The 16347-nt window shown below is 43.7% G+C and carries 15 protein-coding genes; 4 read left to right on the top strand and 11 right to left on the bottom strand.

Annotation, left to right across the window (positions count from 1 at the left end; genetic code table 11):
• Nucleotides 1-653: 653 nt before the first annotated feature.
• Nucleotides 654-1091, bottom strand: a complete 438-nt coding sequence (locus tag AACT19_RS15755; protein ID WP_242658956.1) for a sulfatase-like hydrolase/transferase — start codon at nt 1089-1091, stop codon at nt 654-656.
• Between the two features lie 894 nt (nt 1092-1985).
• Here AACT19_RS15755 and AACT19_RS15750 point away from each other — a divergent pair.
• Nucleotides 1986-2582 carry a hypothetical protein gene (locus AACT19_RS15750; RefSeq protein ID WP_242658955.1) on the top strand — a complete coding sequence of 199 codons (597 nt, stop codon included), beginning with the start codon at nt 1986-1988 and terminating at the stop codon, nt 2580-2582.
• Between the two features lie 102 nt (nt 2583-2684).
• On the opposite strand, the gene AACT19_RS15745 is transcribed toward AACT19_RS15750, so the two are convergent.
• Together AACT19_RS15745 and ppsA are read right to left on the bottom strand one after the other, a co-directional pair.
• A complete protein-coding gene (locus AACT19_RS15745; protein WP_076647215.1) occupies nt 2685-4019 on the bottom strand; it encodes an MATE family efflux transporter in 1335 nt (444 codons plus the stop codon).
• Nucleotides 4020-4230: 211 nt separating this feature from the next.
• The gene (ppsA, locus tag AACT19_RS15740) at nt 4231-6603 is read right to left on the bottom strand and encodes a phosphoenolpyruvate synthase (protein WP_017086817.1); all 2373 of its coding nucleotides are present in this window, start codon (nt 6601-6603) and stop codon (nt 4231-4233) included.
• A 178-nt stretch (nt 6604-6781) separates the two neighbouring features.
• Between ppsA and ppsR the strand changes: the two genes are divergently transcribed.
• Complete coding sequence (gene ppsR, locus AACT19_RS15735) at nt 6782-7615, top strand: posphoenolpyruvate synthetase regulatory kinase/phosphorylase PpsR (RefSeq protein WP_017069200.1); 834 nt, start codon at nt 6782-6784, stop codon at nt 7613-7615.
• Nucleotides 7616-7719: 104 nt separating this feature from the next.
• Here ppsR and grxB read toward each other — a convergent pair whose 3' ends face one another.
• The 3 genes from grxB to AACT19_RS15720 form a co-directional block, all read right to left on the bottom strand.
• A complete protein-coding gene (gene grxB, locus AACT19_RS15730) occupies nt 7720-8352 on the bottom strand; it encodes a glutaredoxin 2 (RefSeq protein WP_076647212.1) in 633 nt (210 codons plus the stop codon).
• Between the two features lie 350 nt (nt 8353-8702).
• Nucleotides 8703-8861 (bottom strand): hypothetical protein, encoded by a 159-nt coding sequence (locus tag AACT19_RS15725; protein ID WP_004733064.1) that lies wholly within the window; start codon nt 8859-8861, stop codon nt 8703-8705.
• A 164-nt stretch (nt 8862-9025) separates the two neighbouring features.
• A complete protein-coding gene (locus AACT19_RS15720; RefSeq protein WP_076647209.1) occupies nt 9026-10006 on the bottom strand; it encodes a Gfo/Idh/MocA family protein in 981 nt (326 codons plus the stop codon).
• Nucleotides 10007-10215: 209 nt separating this feature from the next.
• Here AACT19_RS15720 and AACT19_RS15715 point away from each other — a divergent pair, with 209 nt between their 5' ends.
• Together AACT19_RS15715 and AACT19_RS15710 are read left to right on the top strand one after the other, a co-directional pair.
• Complete coding sequence (locus AACT19_RS15715) at nt 10216-10698, top strand: GNAT family N-acetyltransferase (RefSeq protein WP_004733067.1); 483 nt, start codon at nt 10216-10218, stop codon at nt 10696-10698.
• Between the two features lie 2 nt (nt 10699-10700).
• Nucleotides 10701-11480, top strand: coding sequence for a L,D-transpeptidase family protein (locus AACT19_RS15710; RefSeq protein ID WP_076647205.1), 780 nt, complete (start codon nt 10701-10703; stop codon nt 11478-11480).
• Between the two features lie 77 nt (nt 11481-11557).
• Here the strand turns inward: AACT19_RS15710 and AACT19_RS15705 are convergent, their stop codons facing one another.
• The 5 genes from AACT19_RS15705 to AACT19_RS15685 all read right to left on the bottom strand — a co-directional run bounded on the left by AACT19_RS15705 (nt 11558) and on the right by AACT19_RS15685 (nt 16293).
• Nucleotides 11558-12295, bottom strand: coding sequence for a sulfite exporter TauE/SafE family protein (locus AACT19_RS15705; RefSeq protein WP_076647202.1), 738 nt, complete (start codon nt 12293-12295; stop codon nt 11558-11560).
• Nucleotides 12296-12454: 159 nt separating this feature from the next.
• A complete protein-coding gene (locus tag AACT19_RS15700) occupies nt 12455-13174 on the bottom strand; it encodes a glycerophosphodiester phosphodiesterase family protein (RefSeq protein WP_076647199.1) in 720 nt (239 codons plus the stop codon).
• A 56-nt stretch (nt 13175-13230) separates the two neighbouring features.
• Nucleotides 13231-14541: a sn-glycerol-3-phosphate import ATP-binding protein UgpC gene (locus AACT19_RS15695; protein WP_076647196.1), complete on the bottom strand. Its 1311-nt coding sequence runs from the start codon at nt 14539-14541 to the stop codon at nt 13231-13233.
• Nucleotides 14531-15373: a sn-glycerol-3-phosphate ABC transporter permease UgpE gene (gene ugpE, locus AACT19_RS15690; RefSeq protein ID WP_076647193.1), complete on the bottom strand. Its 843-nt coding sequence runs from the start codon at nt 15371-15373 to the stop codon at nt 14531-14533. The genes AACT19_RS15695 and ugpE overlap by 11 nt, the downstream gene beginning before the upstream one ends.
• 38 nt (nt 15374-15411) lie before the next feature.
• Nucleotides 15412-16293 (bottom strand): ABC transporter permease subunit, encoded by an 882-nt coding sequence (locus AACT19_RS15685; protein ID WP_029222195.1) that lies wholly within the window; start codon nt 16291-16293, stop codon nt 15412-15414.
• Nucleotides 16294-16347 lie beyond the last annotated feature (54 nt).

The following is a 16347-nucleotide window of genomic DNA, read 5'->3' as shown; positions in this document are numbered from 1 at the left end:
TTAATGGAATTGGTATTACACATTCATTTAATTCACTTGCGGATACTGTCAGAGTTTCCTAAATCATCTCATTAGGCTGTTTGCTAACAAGGTTAATAGAAGCTCTTGGATAAGCAAAGTAGAGCTGATAATAGCCTACATAGCGCTAAATAAGAGGTAATTTGATGTGTGGAGAAGGTTACTTACTAAGTAACTTTATGGTGTTCAGAACCTTCTGTACCCGTTGTTCGCTTAGTCGATTTTTCTTACCTTAAACTCACTCGTTAACACTGAGTCATACTCCTTTCCTATGTACTTGGTATTGAAGATACTTTTGTGATGCTCTGTCTGTTCTGAATATATTCCTACCCATTGCGCAAATGTGTCTGAAAAGTCTCTCAGATTGTATTTGACCGAATGTATTTTCGTTTCTTGTGGGTCATTACTCATTGCTATGAAAGGTACTTCTACTGCCTGCCTTGAAAATGTGAGCCAGTACCGTGAATTAGATACGGTGGAACATTTACAGACATTAGGCCATGGTCAGAAAAATAAATGATTCTATATGTTTTATCATGCATCGCGAGTAGGTCTCTAAGCTTTTCTATAAAAGCAACGCCATAAGCTACTGATTTTGAATGGCATTCTAGGTATTTGTTATCTGAGGTTTTTAGTTAAATCTCCTCATCAAATCTCTTACAAAAGTCATAGTGCGACCCCATAGTATGAATGAAAATGACTTTCGGCTTTTTAGTTTCTTCACGAATCGCCTTGATCACTTCTGGTAAGAGAATGTTATCGGGTTCAGCTTTATCATAAGACGTTTTTTTATAATATTGGTAATGTGCCCTACTTGCGATTGTGGATACCTGTGTCTCGTATTGCCCGATCTTAGCTTGATTTGATATCCAATAAGTTTTCATCCCAGCATCATTAGCAAGATCTATCACATTTAAGCTTTTATCATGCCTGTTTACATCTAGGCTCTTTGATAATATTCGAGGGACTGAGAAGTATGTAACAACGGATGGGGAAATAACACCATTAAATATGGCTGCTCCTTTTATCTTTCCATTCTCTTCGTTATATGATGGGTAGTAATTTTTAATCACAGATTCACCAATATTTACGATGTAAATATCCTTTAATACCTTATTTGTATGAACATTCTCCCATTTTGAATAGATTACTGATTTTCCCCCTTCGAGAAGAGACAGTTAATAATATAAAGAAATAGGTCTAATAACTGTAATTAACCCTAAAAAACTAAACCACACTTCATGATGGATTTTTTTTGAGTATTATTCATTGAGGTATGTCGTCTTTTTATTATTATGTAAGCTATAAAACTTGGTGATCAATATACTGGAAAATAATATCAACATAATTAATGAAAATGACTTACCAACCTTTCCTAAGGTAATGTGAAATGATAAAAAAACCAGAATGAAAAATACAATTATCTTTACATATCTTATAGCGACAATGATTTTCATATTTTCAAGTGCTTCACCTCGATTAGACTCTAAAACCGATCCTAAGATACCTAAGTCTAAGCTTAGAGAGTTTAATCTTAAGTAGAAATCAAAAGTCATTATTACCGTGAGAAGAAGAAATAAAAATCTATTACCGACAAATTCTATTATAGTTGCTATAAATAACATGTTTAAACTTAATATTGATAAGGTAAACCACACATTATCATCAGCCCCAGTTCTCAACAGGTAAAATGTCATGATACTTAAAGGAATCAGAGTCTTAATATCAATATTTTGTCTAGTTCTCATATGTTTTTGGGTAGCTTTTGTTATCGGCCCTTCGATGAGTGTAGTCATTGATGTATGGAGAGGCAATGTAAAGGCATACCCAAATGAACATAATAACATCCCTGAAATTATCGTTAATTCTGGTGGTTTGATCGCACATGCCGGTGGGGGGGAATTAATGGATTAAAATATACAAACTCGTTAGAAGCGATGGAGCAATCAATTGAACATGGTTTCAAGATGATAGAGTTAGATCTACTTATCTCATCGGATGGAAGGATTGTTGCTGTTCATGATTGGAAGTCTTTTCACGAAATGACAAATTCTAATAATACTGGGTCTATTAGCTATAAAGAATTTGAATCAAAGATAATTTATGATAAATGTAAAACATTAAATATATCGACAGCTATTGATATTATAGATGAAAATGGCGTGGTATTAGTTACGGATAAAATAAAAAATCTTGCTTTGCTTCCAAAGTATATAATAGATAAAGATAAAGATAAAGATAAATCTATTATCGAAGTATTCAACACAGATAAATATAATGAAGCAATAGAGTTAGGTTTTAATAATGTCGTATTAAATATAGATCTAAATACACTATTTATTCTTGAGTGGATTGATTTAAATCAAATTAAGGCTGTGACGTATCGGGGTGATAATCTTGGCTCGCTTGGGAGCGAGTATCAGAAGGCGATAGAACTAAGCAACATGGGGGTTTCTGCCATGATTTATTCGACAAATGATTTAGACTTGGATGGTATTAAAGCTTCTGGAATCGGAAACTTTGCGTTATATGTCGACTTTGTTCTTCCATTAGATGAACTCTAAGATTGCAGGTTATCTAAAAAGCAGAGCGTAATCGCCCTGCTTTGATGTCGCATTAAATGTTCTTTGGAGATTGATTGCTTGGTTGATGAGCTCTCGAATTGCCTATTTGGCTAGCTTAGCTTCCACTTGCCCAAGTGCGCGTTGGTACATAAACCATGCGCAAGTGCCGGCAAGTACATTACCTACCATGGCTCCCCAGAATAGGCCTTCAATTCCAGCAAGCTGCGAACCAACCCATAAGTAAGGTAAGAAGAAAGCAAACAGACGCAGTGCTGATATCGTCAAGGCAGTATAAGACTTGCCTAATGCGTTAGAGACAGAAACCATCAGCATACAGATCCCCAAAGGCCCTAAGCTAATAGGAACGATAAGCAAGTGGTAGTTCAAGATGGCCGATACTTCGTCTTCGCTGGTCATAAGGTTTGCAAGTCCGCCAGAGAATAGCCAAGTCACCAGTGCTATCACCAACTGGAAACCCAATACGAACGTCACTGCAATCTTAACGAGCTTACGTATGTTTTCGAGGTTGTTCTCTCCTAACATGCGGCCAATCATTGGAGGCATCGACATCGTTAGTGCTAGCACAGCGACAATCGAGAAGAATTCAAAACGTGAACCCAGCGCCCAAGCCGCAACGGCAGCGGTACCATAGCCAGCAAGCAGTTTAGTCGCAAACATGGATGAAACAGGTGGCAGTAGCTGACTGATCATCGCAGGCCCCATGATGTTACCAATGGATCGAACACTCTTGCCTATGTCGAGATCGTGCCAGTCGAATGTCATCCAATGCTTCTTAGTCACCTTAGGAGCAACGATAAAGATACCCGCACCGAACGCCAAGATGGTCGCAATCGCGGCTCCATTGATGCCCATGTCGAGAGTAAAGATGAAAATCGGGTCCAATATCAAGTTGATGATACTGGTCGCGATCATCATTGAACCGGGCAGCATAGTATTACCGTTGGCACGACATACACTGTAGAAGAAGTAGAGAAGCGCCCCTGTCCAAGAGCTGACTAGCCAATAGATCCAGTAAGAATCAATGATTGGCAATACCGTCGGTGGCGCATCCAATAATTGTAAAATTGGCCCACGCAACAGATAGATGATGACGGAGAAAAGCGCGACACTCACACTGCCCATCGCAATCACTAATCCACCAAGCTGCTTAGCGTAGCGCGTTTCATTAGTGCCAATGGCTCTAGCGATTACGGCGGTCGTCGCGATACCTAGCCCCACTTGAATACCAATGATGATCATCTGTATAGGAAGTGTGAAGCCTTGAACCGCGAGCGGTAGCACGCCCAGTTGGCCAATAAAAGCACTGTCTACAAGCTGGAAGCTCATTAGGGAAAGTACCCCAAATAGCATTGGCCATGTCATTGTATAGAGTTGTCGGCCAAGAGAAGGCGAGGGAGTTGCGGTAGTAGAATTCATAACACTCTTATCGGTCTTGAAGTTAGGCTTGTTGTGATGACAAACCTCTCAATGAAGAATTGTGTAAAGGATAACGTAAGGTCAGCGCGATACCAATGTTTGTTATGATAGGCAGGTTATCTTTGTTGGCTTTCGGCGAACAAAAAAGCCAGTCGCAATGACTGGCTTTGTTGACTCTACTTTTCGGTGTTTCTATTTGAGTGGCTAAGCGTTACTTATTCGCAACGTTACCAAGCTTCAACCACGTATCGATAACCGTATCTGGGTTTAGTGAAACAGAGCTGATGCCTTGTTCCATTAACCACTCGGCTAGGTCGTCATGGTCAGATGGGCCTTGGCCACAAATACCCACGTACTTACCCGCTTTAGCTGCTGCATCGATTGCCATTTTCAGCATCGCTTTAACTGCAGGATTACGCTCGTCGAAGAGGTGCGCCACATCGCCTGAATCTCGGTCTAGGCCAAGTGTCAGCTGTGTCATGTCGTTTGAACCGATAGAGAAGCCATCGAAGTACTTCAAGAACTCATCAGCCAATATCGCATTCGATGGTAGCTCACACATCATGATGACTTTCAGACCTTGGTCGCCACGACGCAGGTTAAATTTAGCCAGAATGTCGATAACCGATGCTGCTTCGCTTGGAGTGCGAACGAATGGAATCATGATTTCAACGTTCTTTAGTCCCATCTCGTTACGAACGCGTTTTAGCGCTTGAGTTTCAAGCTCGAAACAGTCTTCAAATACTGGAGATATATAACGAGATGCACCACGGAAGCCCAGCATTGGGTTCTCTTCATGTGGTTCAAATGTTTTGCCACCTACAAGGTTGCTGTACTCGTTCGACTTGAAGTCAGACATACGCACGATCACACGCTTAGGCCAGAATGCAGAAGCGATAGTTGCGATGCCTTCCGTTAGTTTGCTTACGTAAAAATCGATTGGATCTTTGTAACCACGAATACGTTGGTTGATTTCAGCTTTGATCTCATCCGTTTGCTCATCGAAGTTCAGCAGAGCTTTAGGGTGAATACCGATCATCTTGTTGATGATGAATTCAAGACGAGCAAGGCCAACACCTTCGTTCGGGATTTGAGCAAAGTCGAAGGCACGATCTGGGTTACCCACGTTCATCATTACTTTGGTTGGCAGCATTGGTAGCTCATCAACCTCAGAGCGTTTGATTTCAAAGTCGAGTTCGCCGTTGTAAACGTAGCCCGTTTCACCTTCTGAACATGACACTGTCACGATGTCGCCATCATTTAGGCTGCTTGTCGCTGTACCACAGCCAACAATGGCAGGAATGCCTAGCTCACGAGCAATGATCGCTGCGTGACAAGTACGGCCGCCACGGTTAGTCACAATCGCGGACGCTTTCTTCATCACAGGTTCCCAGTCTGGGTCTGTCATGTCGGTTACCAGTACATCGCCTTCTTGAACCAGTGACATTTGGTCTAGTGAATCAACCAAGCGAACTGGACCTGAGCCGATGCGTTGGCCGATAGCGCGGCCTTCAACCAATACATCAGCCTTGTTGTTTAGCTCGTAACGCTCGATAACGTTTTGGTCGCTCTGAGAACATACGGTTTCTGGGCGAGCCTGAACGATGTAAAGCTTGCCGTCGATGCCATCTTTCGCCCACTCAATGTCCATCGGACGTTGGTAGTGCTTCTCGATGATCATCGCTTGTTTTGCTAGCTCTTTGATCTCTTCATCGTTCAATGAAAACTCGTTACGCTCTTGGGTATCGGTGTCGATGATATCAACTTGCTTGCCGATCTCTTGGTTGGTTGAGTAGATCATCTTGATCAACTTAGAACCAAACGTCTTTTTAACCACTGGGTAGTGACCCGCTTCTAGCATTGGCTTGTGAACGTAGAATTCATCAGGGTTCACAGCGCCTTGTACGACCATTTCACCTAGACCCCAAGAAGAGGTGATGAATACCACTTGGTCGAAGCCTGACTCAGTATCAAGCGTGAACATTACACCTGAAGAAGCTTTGTCTGAGCGAACCATACGCTGGATGCCCGCAGACAATGAAATGCCTCGGTGGTCAAAGCCTTGGTGTACTCGGTAAGAGATTGCGCGGTCGTTAAACAGAGAAGCGAACACGTGTTTCGTCGCTTCGATAACTGCATCGATACCTTTCACGTTAAGGAAGGTTTCTTGTTGGCCTGCGAAAGAAGCATCTGGAAGGTCTTCAGCCGTTGCCGATGAACGAACCGCAACAGACAATTCTTCGTTGCCTTCAATCAGTTCGCGGTAGTTATCACGGATGTCTTGCTCTAGTGATTCTGGGAAGGGTGCGTCTAGAACCCATTGTCGAATCGTTGCACCTGTCTTACGCAGTGCGTCAACGTCTTCAACATCAAGTTCATCAAGGAGTTGGTGAATGCGCTCATCAAGACCTTTGTAGTCAAGAAAGTTGTTAAACGCATAAGATGTGGTAGCAAAACCATTAGGTACTGATACGCCAGCGTTGGCTAGGTTAGAAACCATCTCGCCAAGTGAAGCATTTTTACCGCCGACTTTGTCGACATCTTCCATGGAAAGGCCATTGAACCATAGGGTGTTATTTTGCATTTATTTCTCCAGAAACATAGCAAGCATTGTAGGGATTTAAAGGCAAACGATTACGTATCAGTTTAAAAAAATGTAAATTATTTTCTAAAGCTGTGGGGGACGTAATAGTCAGCAGGGTTTCGTTATATATATTATGGTTCCCATCCTACTCAAAATAATTTTAAACATTAAATAAAAAATGCAAATTGATATCCAAAGTCGTGATGTATTCTATGTTTCTGATGGAACGGCCATAACATGTGAGACTTTAGGGCATGTTGTTCTAGGTCAATTCCCATTCGAAGCTAATGAAAAAACCTTCCCGTTTGTCGAAAGTGAGGACAAACTTTCTGATTTATTAAAAGAGATCGAAATTTCGTATCGTGATACGGGCAACCACCCGTTAGTCTTTTTTTCGATTGTGATTCCAGACATCAAGCAGAAGCTCTTGGAGGCACCAGCGCATTGTTATGACGTGCTAGAGAGTATTGTGCAGAAAGTGCAAGACGATACCCAAATGGCCCCGGTGCCTAAGCTGCAGCGCTCTCGTAGTGTTAATAAAGATTCAGTGAAGTACTTCGACCGTATTGCTGCGATTGAATACACGTTGGCTCATGATGATGGCATCACGCTGAAAGGGCTTGAAGAGGCGGATATCATCCTATTGGGTGTGTCTCGAAGCGGTAAGACACCGACAAGTTTGTATATGGCGATGCAGTTTGGCTTGCGCGTAGCGAACTATCCGTTCATTCATGATGACTTGGCGCGCTTGAAGCTGTTACCCGAATTTGAGATCTACCGACACAAGCTGTTTGGTTTAACCATTGATGCGGAAAGGTTGACTGAAATCCGAGAGAACCGTTTAGCCGGCAGTGAATACGCGAGTGATTCGCAATGCTTGTATGAGTTGCAAACGGTAGAGTCGATGTTTCGCCGAGAAGCGATACCTTACATCAACACGTCTTCGTTATCGGTTGAAGAAATTTCAACGCGAATTTTGGAGCGAACAGGGTTGAGAAGGCGCTTGTTGTAGAAAAGACAATTGAGTCATAAAAATCGAAGCTCGTACGAATAATGGTTCGGGGAGCTTCGATTTTTCGTTTAGGCTCGTTGCTAACGACTTAGCAAATTAGGAAATTAGCGAAGAAGCTTGATGCCTAACGTTTTACTCTGTTTTTCTAACCAACGCTCAAGTGCTGGTGGCCATGTGATGCTTGGTTCAACACAGAAGCCACGAAGCATTGAGAAATAGAGTGCTTGATCAACTAAAGGTAGCGATGACTCACCATTCTCTAGATCCAATAGAAGCTCTGCATCTTTCAGTAATGGGTTAATCAGTTGAACGTATTGTGGGGTCTTTTCTAAGAGCTCTTCAAAGTTAAAACCTTCGGTCTCTTTACTTGCACGCCAAGCTTCTTTGGCTCCAGCAGAGCGATATTCAGCCAAGTCGAGGTTCCACCAACGTGGGCGTCCGATCTGTTGAGTAAGAGGGAAAGCGCGGCTTTGAAAAAGCGCAGCCTGCTCAGATGGCTCACGTTGCTCGTCACTTGATTTCGAATCCATGAAGTAAACAATGATGTCTAGGCTTTCAGCCATAATCGAACCGTCGTTTTTCTGTAGGACTGGCACCATCTTCTTACCGATCAGATCGATAAGGGTTTGGGCATCATCATAATCCACAGAAACAAGTTCGATGTTCAAGCCTAAAGATTGAGCGATGTAGGCAACTCTTGCACAGAAAGGACAGTGGTCGTAAATGTAAAGCTTCATAGCTTCCCTTAGTTCAGGATATTATAAATATAAGTTAATGCTAATATATCAGAAAGTATTACGAACATTAAGTGTCAATAAACGCTAAGTACTAATCAACGCTAAGTATTGATAAACAGCAAGCATCAACAACACACAATAAGTGCTTAGTATAAATACTCTTTCATTAATTCTATTGTCTGTTGGATTCGGCTTTACTGTAATGAGTAGACTAATGGGAAGGCTAGTGAGAAATAACGGGCATAAAAAAGGCTCTGGCTGCTCACTCTAATGCAGAAGAGTGAAGTCAGCCAAAGCCTCAATGTTGTTACCTTTAGCAGAGTGACTACTAAAAGAGCAGAGTGGTTAAACTATGCTTTTTTAAGGTCTTGTGCTGGGTAAGTAAGCGTCATTGCGCCTTCTACCGTTGTAACGTGAACGTAGCCACCACCAGCACTTAGGCCAGTCACTACCATTTCACCAAGCTCAACACCTTTTGTTGCTACAACGCGATCGTCAACTGAAAACACTTTACACACCTTCAATAAATTAAATAAATACGATAGATATCGAACGCGGATTTAAACAGATGGCACCCCAATCAACTAATCCGGTTATTTGTCGTAAAGATTAAATTTAGTTATGCATAAAACAGTATTTCTTAAAAATCAGTTTGTTAACTCATTTAGCAATGTTATTTGTCTGCCGGATAAACGACACCAACTTGTTGGCGCATCTCTGTAATTAACTTAGCAACCATTAAAGCGCGCTGTTGGGCTTGCGCTTGTGTTGTGTTGTCTCCAGCAATGCAACTAGCAAAGGCTTGCGCCTCGTAACACATTGAATTTTCGCTTTGCGCTTGAGTAAGGTTTTCTACCGTGCCATCGCGGTAGCGGATCTTAACGTCGGTACATTCAGCGATGTGATCGATGATGATCGCCCCTAATTCACCTTGGATCTCACTTGGCGTATAAGAATCACTGACTTTGGAGTGCGCAAGGGTCACATCAAACTCAGGGTATTGGAAGATCGCACAGCCATGTGCGTCCACGCCAGAATCAAGCAGCTTTGCAGAAGCCTGTGCATTTTCAGGTTTGCCAAATAACGCGACTGTCGCGGCAACACAGTAGAAGCCAATATCGACCAATGAGCCGTTAGAAAAAGCTGGGTTGAAGGTGTTTGGGTTCTCACCGTTTAGGTATTTTTGGTAGCGCGATGAATACTGGCAGTAGTTGATGTGTGCCTTATGTACCTTGCCAATCTTCTCTAACCCTAGTTGAACTTGCTTAAAGTTCGGTAGAAACTGAGATTTATACGCCTCAAACAGCACCACACCGTTTTTCTCAGCGACCTCAAACATTCGGGTTGCTTCATCAATATTCGATGCGACAGGCTTTTCACAGATGACATGTTTGCCGTGCTCCATCATGAAGATGGACTGTTCGCAATGGAGTGAGTTCGGTGAAGCGATGTATACGGCTTCAACCGTTTTGTCATTGGCCAATGCGTCGAGTGAGTTATACGTCGTTTCAACGTCAAACTCTTGGGCGAACTGTGCCGCGCTGTCTAGATTTCGAGAGTAAACCGCAGCAAGTTGCATTGATTGAGATTCGTGAGCAGCTTGAACAAACTTTTGTGTAATCCAATTGGTTCCAATTACAGCAAACTTAATCATATAGGTGTCCAATAGTTAGTGTATTGATTCTGCAGAGATAGTAGCACTCAACGGCTGGCAATGTGCCTGAGATTTACGGAACAATTTCCCTAAACATAGTGCCTAATATCAATAATCAGCCTTCACAGAACGTCTGGGTTGACCAGTACAACGGTGCACAACCAAGTCATTTTTGCTAAGGTATTAGTGAATTCAAATAAGGTAATGATATGCAAATTCGGACTGCCAAGGTCACTGATATAAGCTCGATCTTAGAGCTCTCAGAGCAGATAAATCGTCAACATCATCTTGGTGCTCCGATGGTATTTGCGCCACCTTCATTGGGTTTTACCGACAGTGAAGAGTACTGGTTAGGGTTGATGATCGATCCTGTAGGGGCTTTCTTCGTTGCCGTTGATGAGCAGCAAGTGGTTGGCTTCTTAGCCGGGAAGGTGACACAGAACAAAGGGGTGAGCTTTATTCAGCCACATAAGGTGGCAAGAGTGAATACGATTGTGGTTAACGATCAAGTTCAAAGCCAAGGTGTCGGTCGAGCTTTAATGAAGTCATTCAATCAGTGGGCTCAAGCGAGCGGTGCTATCGAGCTTAGGTTAGAAGTGATGGAGTTCAACCAACAAGCTCAGGGTTTTTATGAGTCGTTAGGGATGGAAACTCAATCTCGAACCATGTCCATGCGTTTTGAGGAGATTTAAGGGTGCGTTTGATTTGGCCTTTATCGTTGTGCTTACTCTTTTTTACTTCGCTTGCTTATGCGGAGAAGCTCGTCGTCGAGACAATTGTGTCTGATGCGACTGCTATCGAAACCATTGTATTCGAGTCAGCACCTTCCCATTCTAATCGCACACCTACGTCATCGGTCACCTCGAATTCGAAGCATGTCATTGTTATGGATGATGCTCTTGAAGGGGACTCTCAACAAAAGGTCGCCCAGCTTTCTCAACGCTCTTCACTCGATCCCTCTCAAAGCTCTTCATTAGGTCCACCTCAAAGTTCCTCTCAAGAATTTTACACTCTACCTGACACGTCTTCTGGCATAGACCCGTTATTGCAAGTGGTCACCTTAGTTAAAGTCGATAAGTCTAAACGTAGAATGTATCTGCTCAAAGGGGAGGAAGTGGTTCAGGAATTTCGTATTGCGCTAGGTAAACAACCGAAAGGGCATAAGCGCTTTGAAGGGGACAATCGAACGCCAGAAGGGCAATACCAGCTCGACTATGTTATGGAAGAATCAGACTTCTACCGCTCGGTGCATATCAACTACCCGCGATCATCAGATATGCAGTGGGCACAAAAAAATGATGTTGATCCTGGGGGCAATATCAAGATCCACGGAATCAAGAATGGTGAGCGTCGTTCACCTAGTTTTATACAAAGCTTTGATTGGACTGATGGCTGTATTGCGTTAACCAATCAAGATATGGATGAATTCATTCAACTCGTAAAAATGGGCACCCCTATCCATATTGAATGGTAGCTATCGGTACCCAATTTCCCTGAACAATTCTCGAAACAACTCTCAAAAACAATGGCCGAAATCAGCGCTAGAGCCAGTTACAGTAAGACTCGAGCTGCACTGAATGTCGCAATCACGATCAGCAATGCAATGGTGACTGGCTTGAACTTCGCTCCACCAAACCTCTCAAACAATTTTGAACCGACATAGCCGCCAAACATGCTGCTTGGTAAGAGTGCTAGAGTAAGCCAGACCACATCACGATCGACTAACCCTGCGATAGAGGCCGTAACAAAGGCGCTGGAATCAGCTAGTACAAAGAACGCAATCAGGCCGGCTCTGGCAATGTGTGGTGCGACAGGACTTGCCAATGCATGCGTGCCAACCGGAGGGCCAGACATGGAAGCTGCGCCATTCATTATCCCCGCAAGGCTGCCTAGAATATAGGGAGCAAATCTAGGTTCGCTTTTGTATTGGAACCCTTTGTAGATCATGATTGCTGACGCAAGAATGAAGGCACTGATGATCAAGATGATCGTGTCTTGGCTAACGGATTTGAGCAACAGCAAGCCGACGGGCGTGAAGGCCAAACAAGGGATAAATACCTTTGAAACCCATCGCCAATTTACGTGATGTTTAACCTTCGGCAGCAATTGGATATTGCCTAACAGGTCGATCAGCATGAATACAGGAACCAGTTCGATAACAGGCACGAATAACGCACTCAATGGCAATGCCACTAAGGTGAAACCAAAACCTGAGAAGCCACGAACAATAGCGGCGAAAATGAAGATTGCACCCAAAATTGGGAAGGTTGGACTAAAAATGAGATCCATAAATTAAGTAACCAATGAAGCTGTCTAATAAGGCGAGCTAGTGAAACCAAGTGAGTAGCGGAATGTACTCCTACTCACTTGTGTTTGCTACCTAATTTTCAGGTTTTTCAGGGTTAATTTTAAAGTCTCTCCGGGGTTACTTTTTCGGTATTTACGAGGTCAATTTATAGGATTGAATTGATTCGGAAAATCAGTAAATACAGCATCTACTTTTGAGAGAAATTTGAAGCGAGACGGATCATTGACGGTGTAACACCATGCTTGAATGTTCGCTTCGTTGAGAGTGTCAAGATCGCTCTGATCAACGTGTTCATAGTTCATGTGACAGCTGAACGCTTTGACCTCATTGATGAGCATAAGATCATCTTGAGTCAGTTGCTCTGTGATTACTCCCACTCGATATCTCGGTAAATGATGAGCCATTTCAGCAACCACCTTATGGCTGAAGCTCGAAAGTAAGACCTTATCGGTGTCTAGATTTGAGCGAATCAACTCGTCGTGCAGCAAATCAACGACATAAGGGGCTTGATGTCGGCTGTCGACTTTGATTTCGAGGTTGACGCTAAGATCATGCTGCTCAACAAGTGTGAGTAACTCTTCCAACGTCAGTATTTTTTCTCCAGCGAACTGCTCAGACTTCCAACGGCCAAAATCGAGCTGACGCAGTTCAGCAAGGGTGTGTTCATCAACTCGACCCTTGCCATCGCTGCAGCGCTCAAGCGTGTGATCGTGACAAACGACCAGTTGGTCATCCTGAGTGGGCTGAATATCAACTTCAATCCATTTCAAGCCGAGTTTAGCCGCTTGTTCAATGCTTGCTTTGGTATTTTCTGGGTGAGTACCTGCGACACCCCGATGACCTACGATGATAGACGACATAATTAATCCTTCTTAAAGACGCACCGTAAAAACGCATTAAATATCAGTGTACTCGATTAAGCTAGAGCCGTCGTTAAGCTTGTCGCATCTTCGTGTGACTCCTGTGATGTGAAGTTATTTGGGTGAATGCGTTTGCCAAGATTGTCAAAAATATGCAGGTTGGATTTATCGATGCTTAGCCCGAGAGGGACGGCTTGGCACAGCGTCGTTTCGGGTGTCACTGCAATAAAGGGTTGTTCGTTCACAAGGCCATGAACCAATTGATTTGGCCCTAAAGGCTCAACCACACTGATGCGTAATTCAAGCGGCAGCGCGTTCATGACTAAATCGGCACAAACCTCAGAGTGTTCTGGGCGAATACCAAGTGTGATGGCTGTATTTTTTACGTGGGCGTATTCGGGCAAGTACATTTGTTGATCGCCGATTTCAAGATAGCCATCATCGAGCGTGGCAGTTAAGAAGTTCATCGCGGGGCTACCAATGAAGCTTGCCACAAAGGTGCTGGCAGGCTGGTGGTAGACTTCTCTTGGTGTGCCGACTTGTTCTATTTGGCCTTTGTTGAGAACCACTATTCTATCTGCCAGTGTCATGGCTTCGACTTGGTCGTGGGTCACGTAAACACTGGTTACGCCTAGCTCGCGTTGCAGCTTTTTGATTTCTAATCTCATGTGAGCGCGCAATGAGGCATCTAGGTTAGACAAAGGCTCATCAAACAAGAACAGTTGAGGGTCGCGTACGATCGCTCGCCCCATGGCAACACGCTGGCGCTGACCACCCGAAAGCTTGGCTGGCTTGCGGTCTAGGTACTCTTCGATTTTGAGTGTTTTGGCGACTCTCTCAATTTTATCTTCAATAAGGTGCTGACTGACACCTCGGTTCTTTAAGCCATAAGCGAGGTTCTTATACACCGTCATGTGAGGGTAGAGCGCGTAATTTTGGAAGACCATCGCGATATCACGCAGGGCAGGTTTCTCTGTATCAACCCGACGACCACCTAAGTGTATCTCACCGCCAGATATGCTTTCTAAACCCGCAATGGAACGCAAGATAGAAGACTTACCACAACCAGAAGGACCCACCAAGACAAGGAACTCACCCTCATCGATATCAAGAGAGACTCCTTTGACGGCTTGATGGCCGTTTTCATACGTCTTGACCAAGTTTTTGATACCCAACATGGTGGGAGCTTTACGCGTACGATTGTGAGTGGCTTGGTTGTGCGCTAGCGTCTGCTTTGGGTTTGGCATCGGGGTGTCCTCTGTATTTTTGTGGATAGCTTGGTGAGAAGGTAGGTGAGACATCTTGTACTCATTGAGAGATTGAATGCGGTTATTGTTCATTTGAGTTGTGTCGTTACTATTTTTCACTTTCTACTAGCCCTTTTACAAACCAACGCTGAAATACAACCACCACTAAAACGGGTGGCAACATGGCTAAAATCACCATGGCGAAAGCATAGTCATAGCGCGGTAAACTGGTTTCATTGATGTTGTTGAGTACTTGTTTTATGCCCATCACGATGGTGTTGTAGCCTTCATCGGTAGTCATCATGATCGGCCATAAGTATTGGTTCCAACCCACAACAAACATGATGATGAAGATCGCGGCGATCATGGTTTTAGATAGAGGCAGCAAGATATCGACAAAGAATCGAAATGGACCTGCGTTATCTAACTGTGCGGCTTCTAACAATTCGTCGGGGATGGTTTTGAAGAATTGCCTAAAAAAGAAGGTCGCGGTGGCTGATGCGATCAAAGGTAGAATCAATCCTGTGTAACTATTAAGAAGCCCAAGCCCTGCGACAACTTCATAGGAAGGGATAATACGAACTTCTAATGGCAGTAGCAGCGTCACGAAGATCAACCAAAACCACGCAGTGGCGTAAGGCAGTCGAAAGTAGACCAAAGCATACGCCGCCATCATCGAAATGATGATCTTACCGACCGCAAAACCTAGCCCCATGATCATTGAGTTGGCGATCATTTTACTGGCGGTGACTTCGCCACTGAAGCCCATACTTTTGTTCCAAGCTTCGCTATAAATAGCCGTAAAGTTATCGCCTGGTAGCCATTGCAGACCTTCGCTGACAATGGTGTTTGGATTATGGGTTGAACTGGCGAAGATTAGCCAGATAGGGACCAACATAAACAGCATCCCAGCAATTAAAATTAGGTGGTCAGAGACCTTATTACTTTTCATAAATAACTCCTTTCGCGTTAAATCCTAGCGGGGATGGGCTAGTAATGGACACGCTTTTCAACAACGCGAAACTGGATAAATGTAAGAGTGAGGACCAGCAGTAACAGCACAACAGATTGTGCGGAGCTGCCGCCTAAATCTGCGCCAACAAAACCATCTCGATAAACTTTGTAGACTAACGAAGTTGTACCGCCACCTGGACCGCCATTGGTCATGGTGTCTATCACCCCAAAGGTTTCAAAGAAGGAGTAGGTGAGGTTTATGACCAACAGAAAGAAGCCAGTAGGGGCCAGTAGTGGGAAAGTGATGGTCCAGAAACGTTTCGAGTCACTGATACAATCCAACATCGCTGCTTCTTTTACGGCATAAGAGATCGATTGAAGCCCTGCCAGAAAGTAGATGAAATTCACCGAAACTTGTTTCCAAACGGACACCAAAATCAGAGCAAACGTGGCATCAACAGGATCGGTTTGGAAGCTGAAGTCCCAACCCACAACGGCAAATAACTCGGTAAATACACCAATGTGCGGGTTAAACAAGAAAGCGCCGATAACGCCTGCTATCGCGGGTGCAACCGCATAAACCCAAGTGAGTGTGACTTTGTATACGCCTTGTCCGTGAATGATGTTGTCGGCTTTCACGGCAAGCAGCAGAGCCAAGGCAAGTGATAAGAAAGAGACCACAATCGCGAACATCAAAGTAAAGCCAATCGAGTTCAGGTACTCGCTCGATTCGAATAGCATTTGGTAATTCTCAAACCAGACGAATATAGATGAGGTGCCCCAAGGGTCTTCCAGCATAAATGAAAGGTAAACCGCCTTTGCTGCTGGGTAGATAAAAAAAACGGCAATGATGAGGATCTGAGGCGCCAAAAATAGGTAAGGCAGCGGAGAGTGAAAGAATTGCTGACGTCGTTCCACAGGGTAATCCCTAAAAATAGTTACAGTGGCCACTATTAGATTAGTGACCGTTAC

Origin of the sequence: Vibrio sp. 10N.222.47.A9 (assembly GCF_963872585.1) — a bacterium.
Lineage (GTDB): Bacteria > Pseudomonadota > Gammaproteobacteria > Enterobacterales > Vibrionaceae > Vibrio > Vibrio splendidus.
This window is presented reverse-complemented; position numbering and strand designations above follow the sequence as displayed.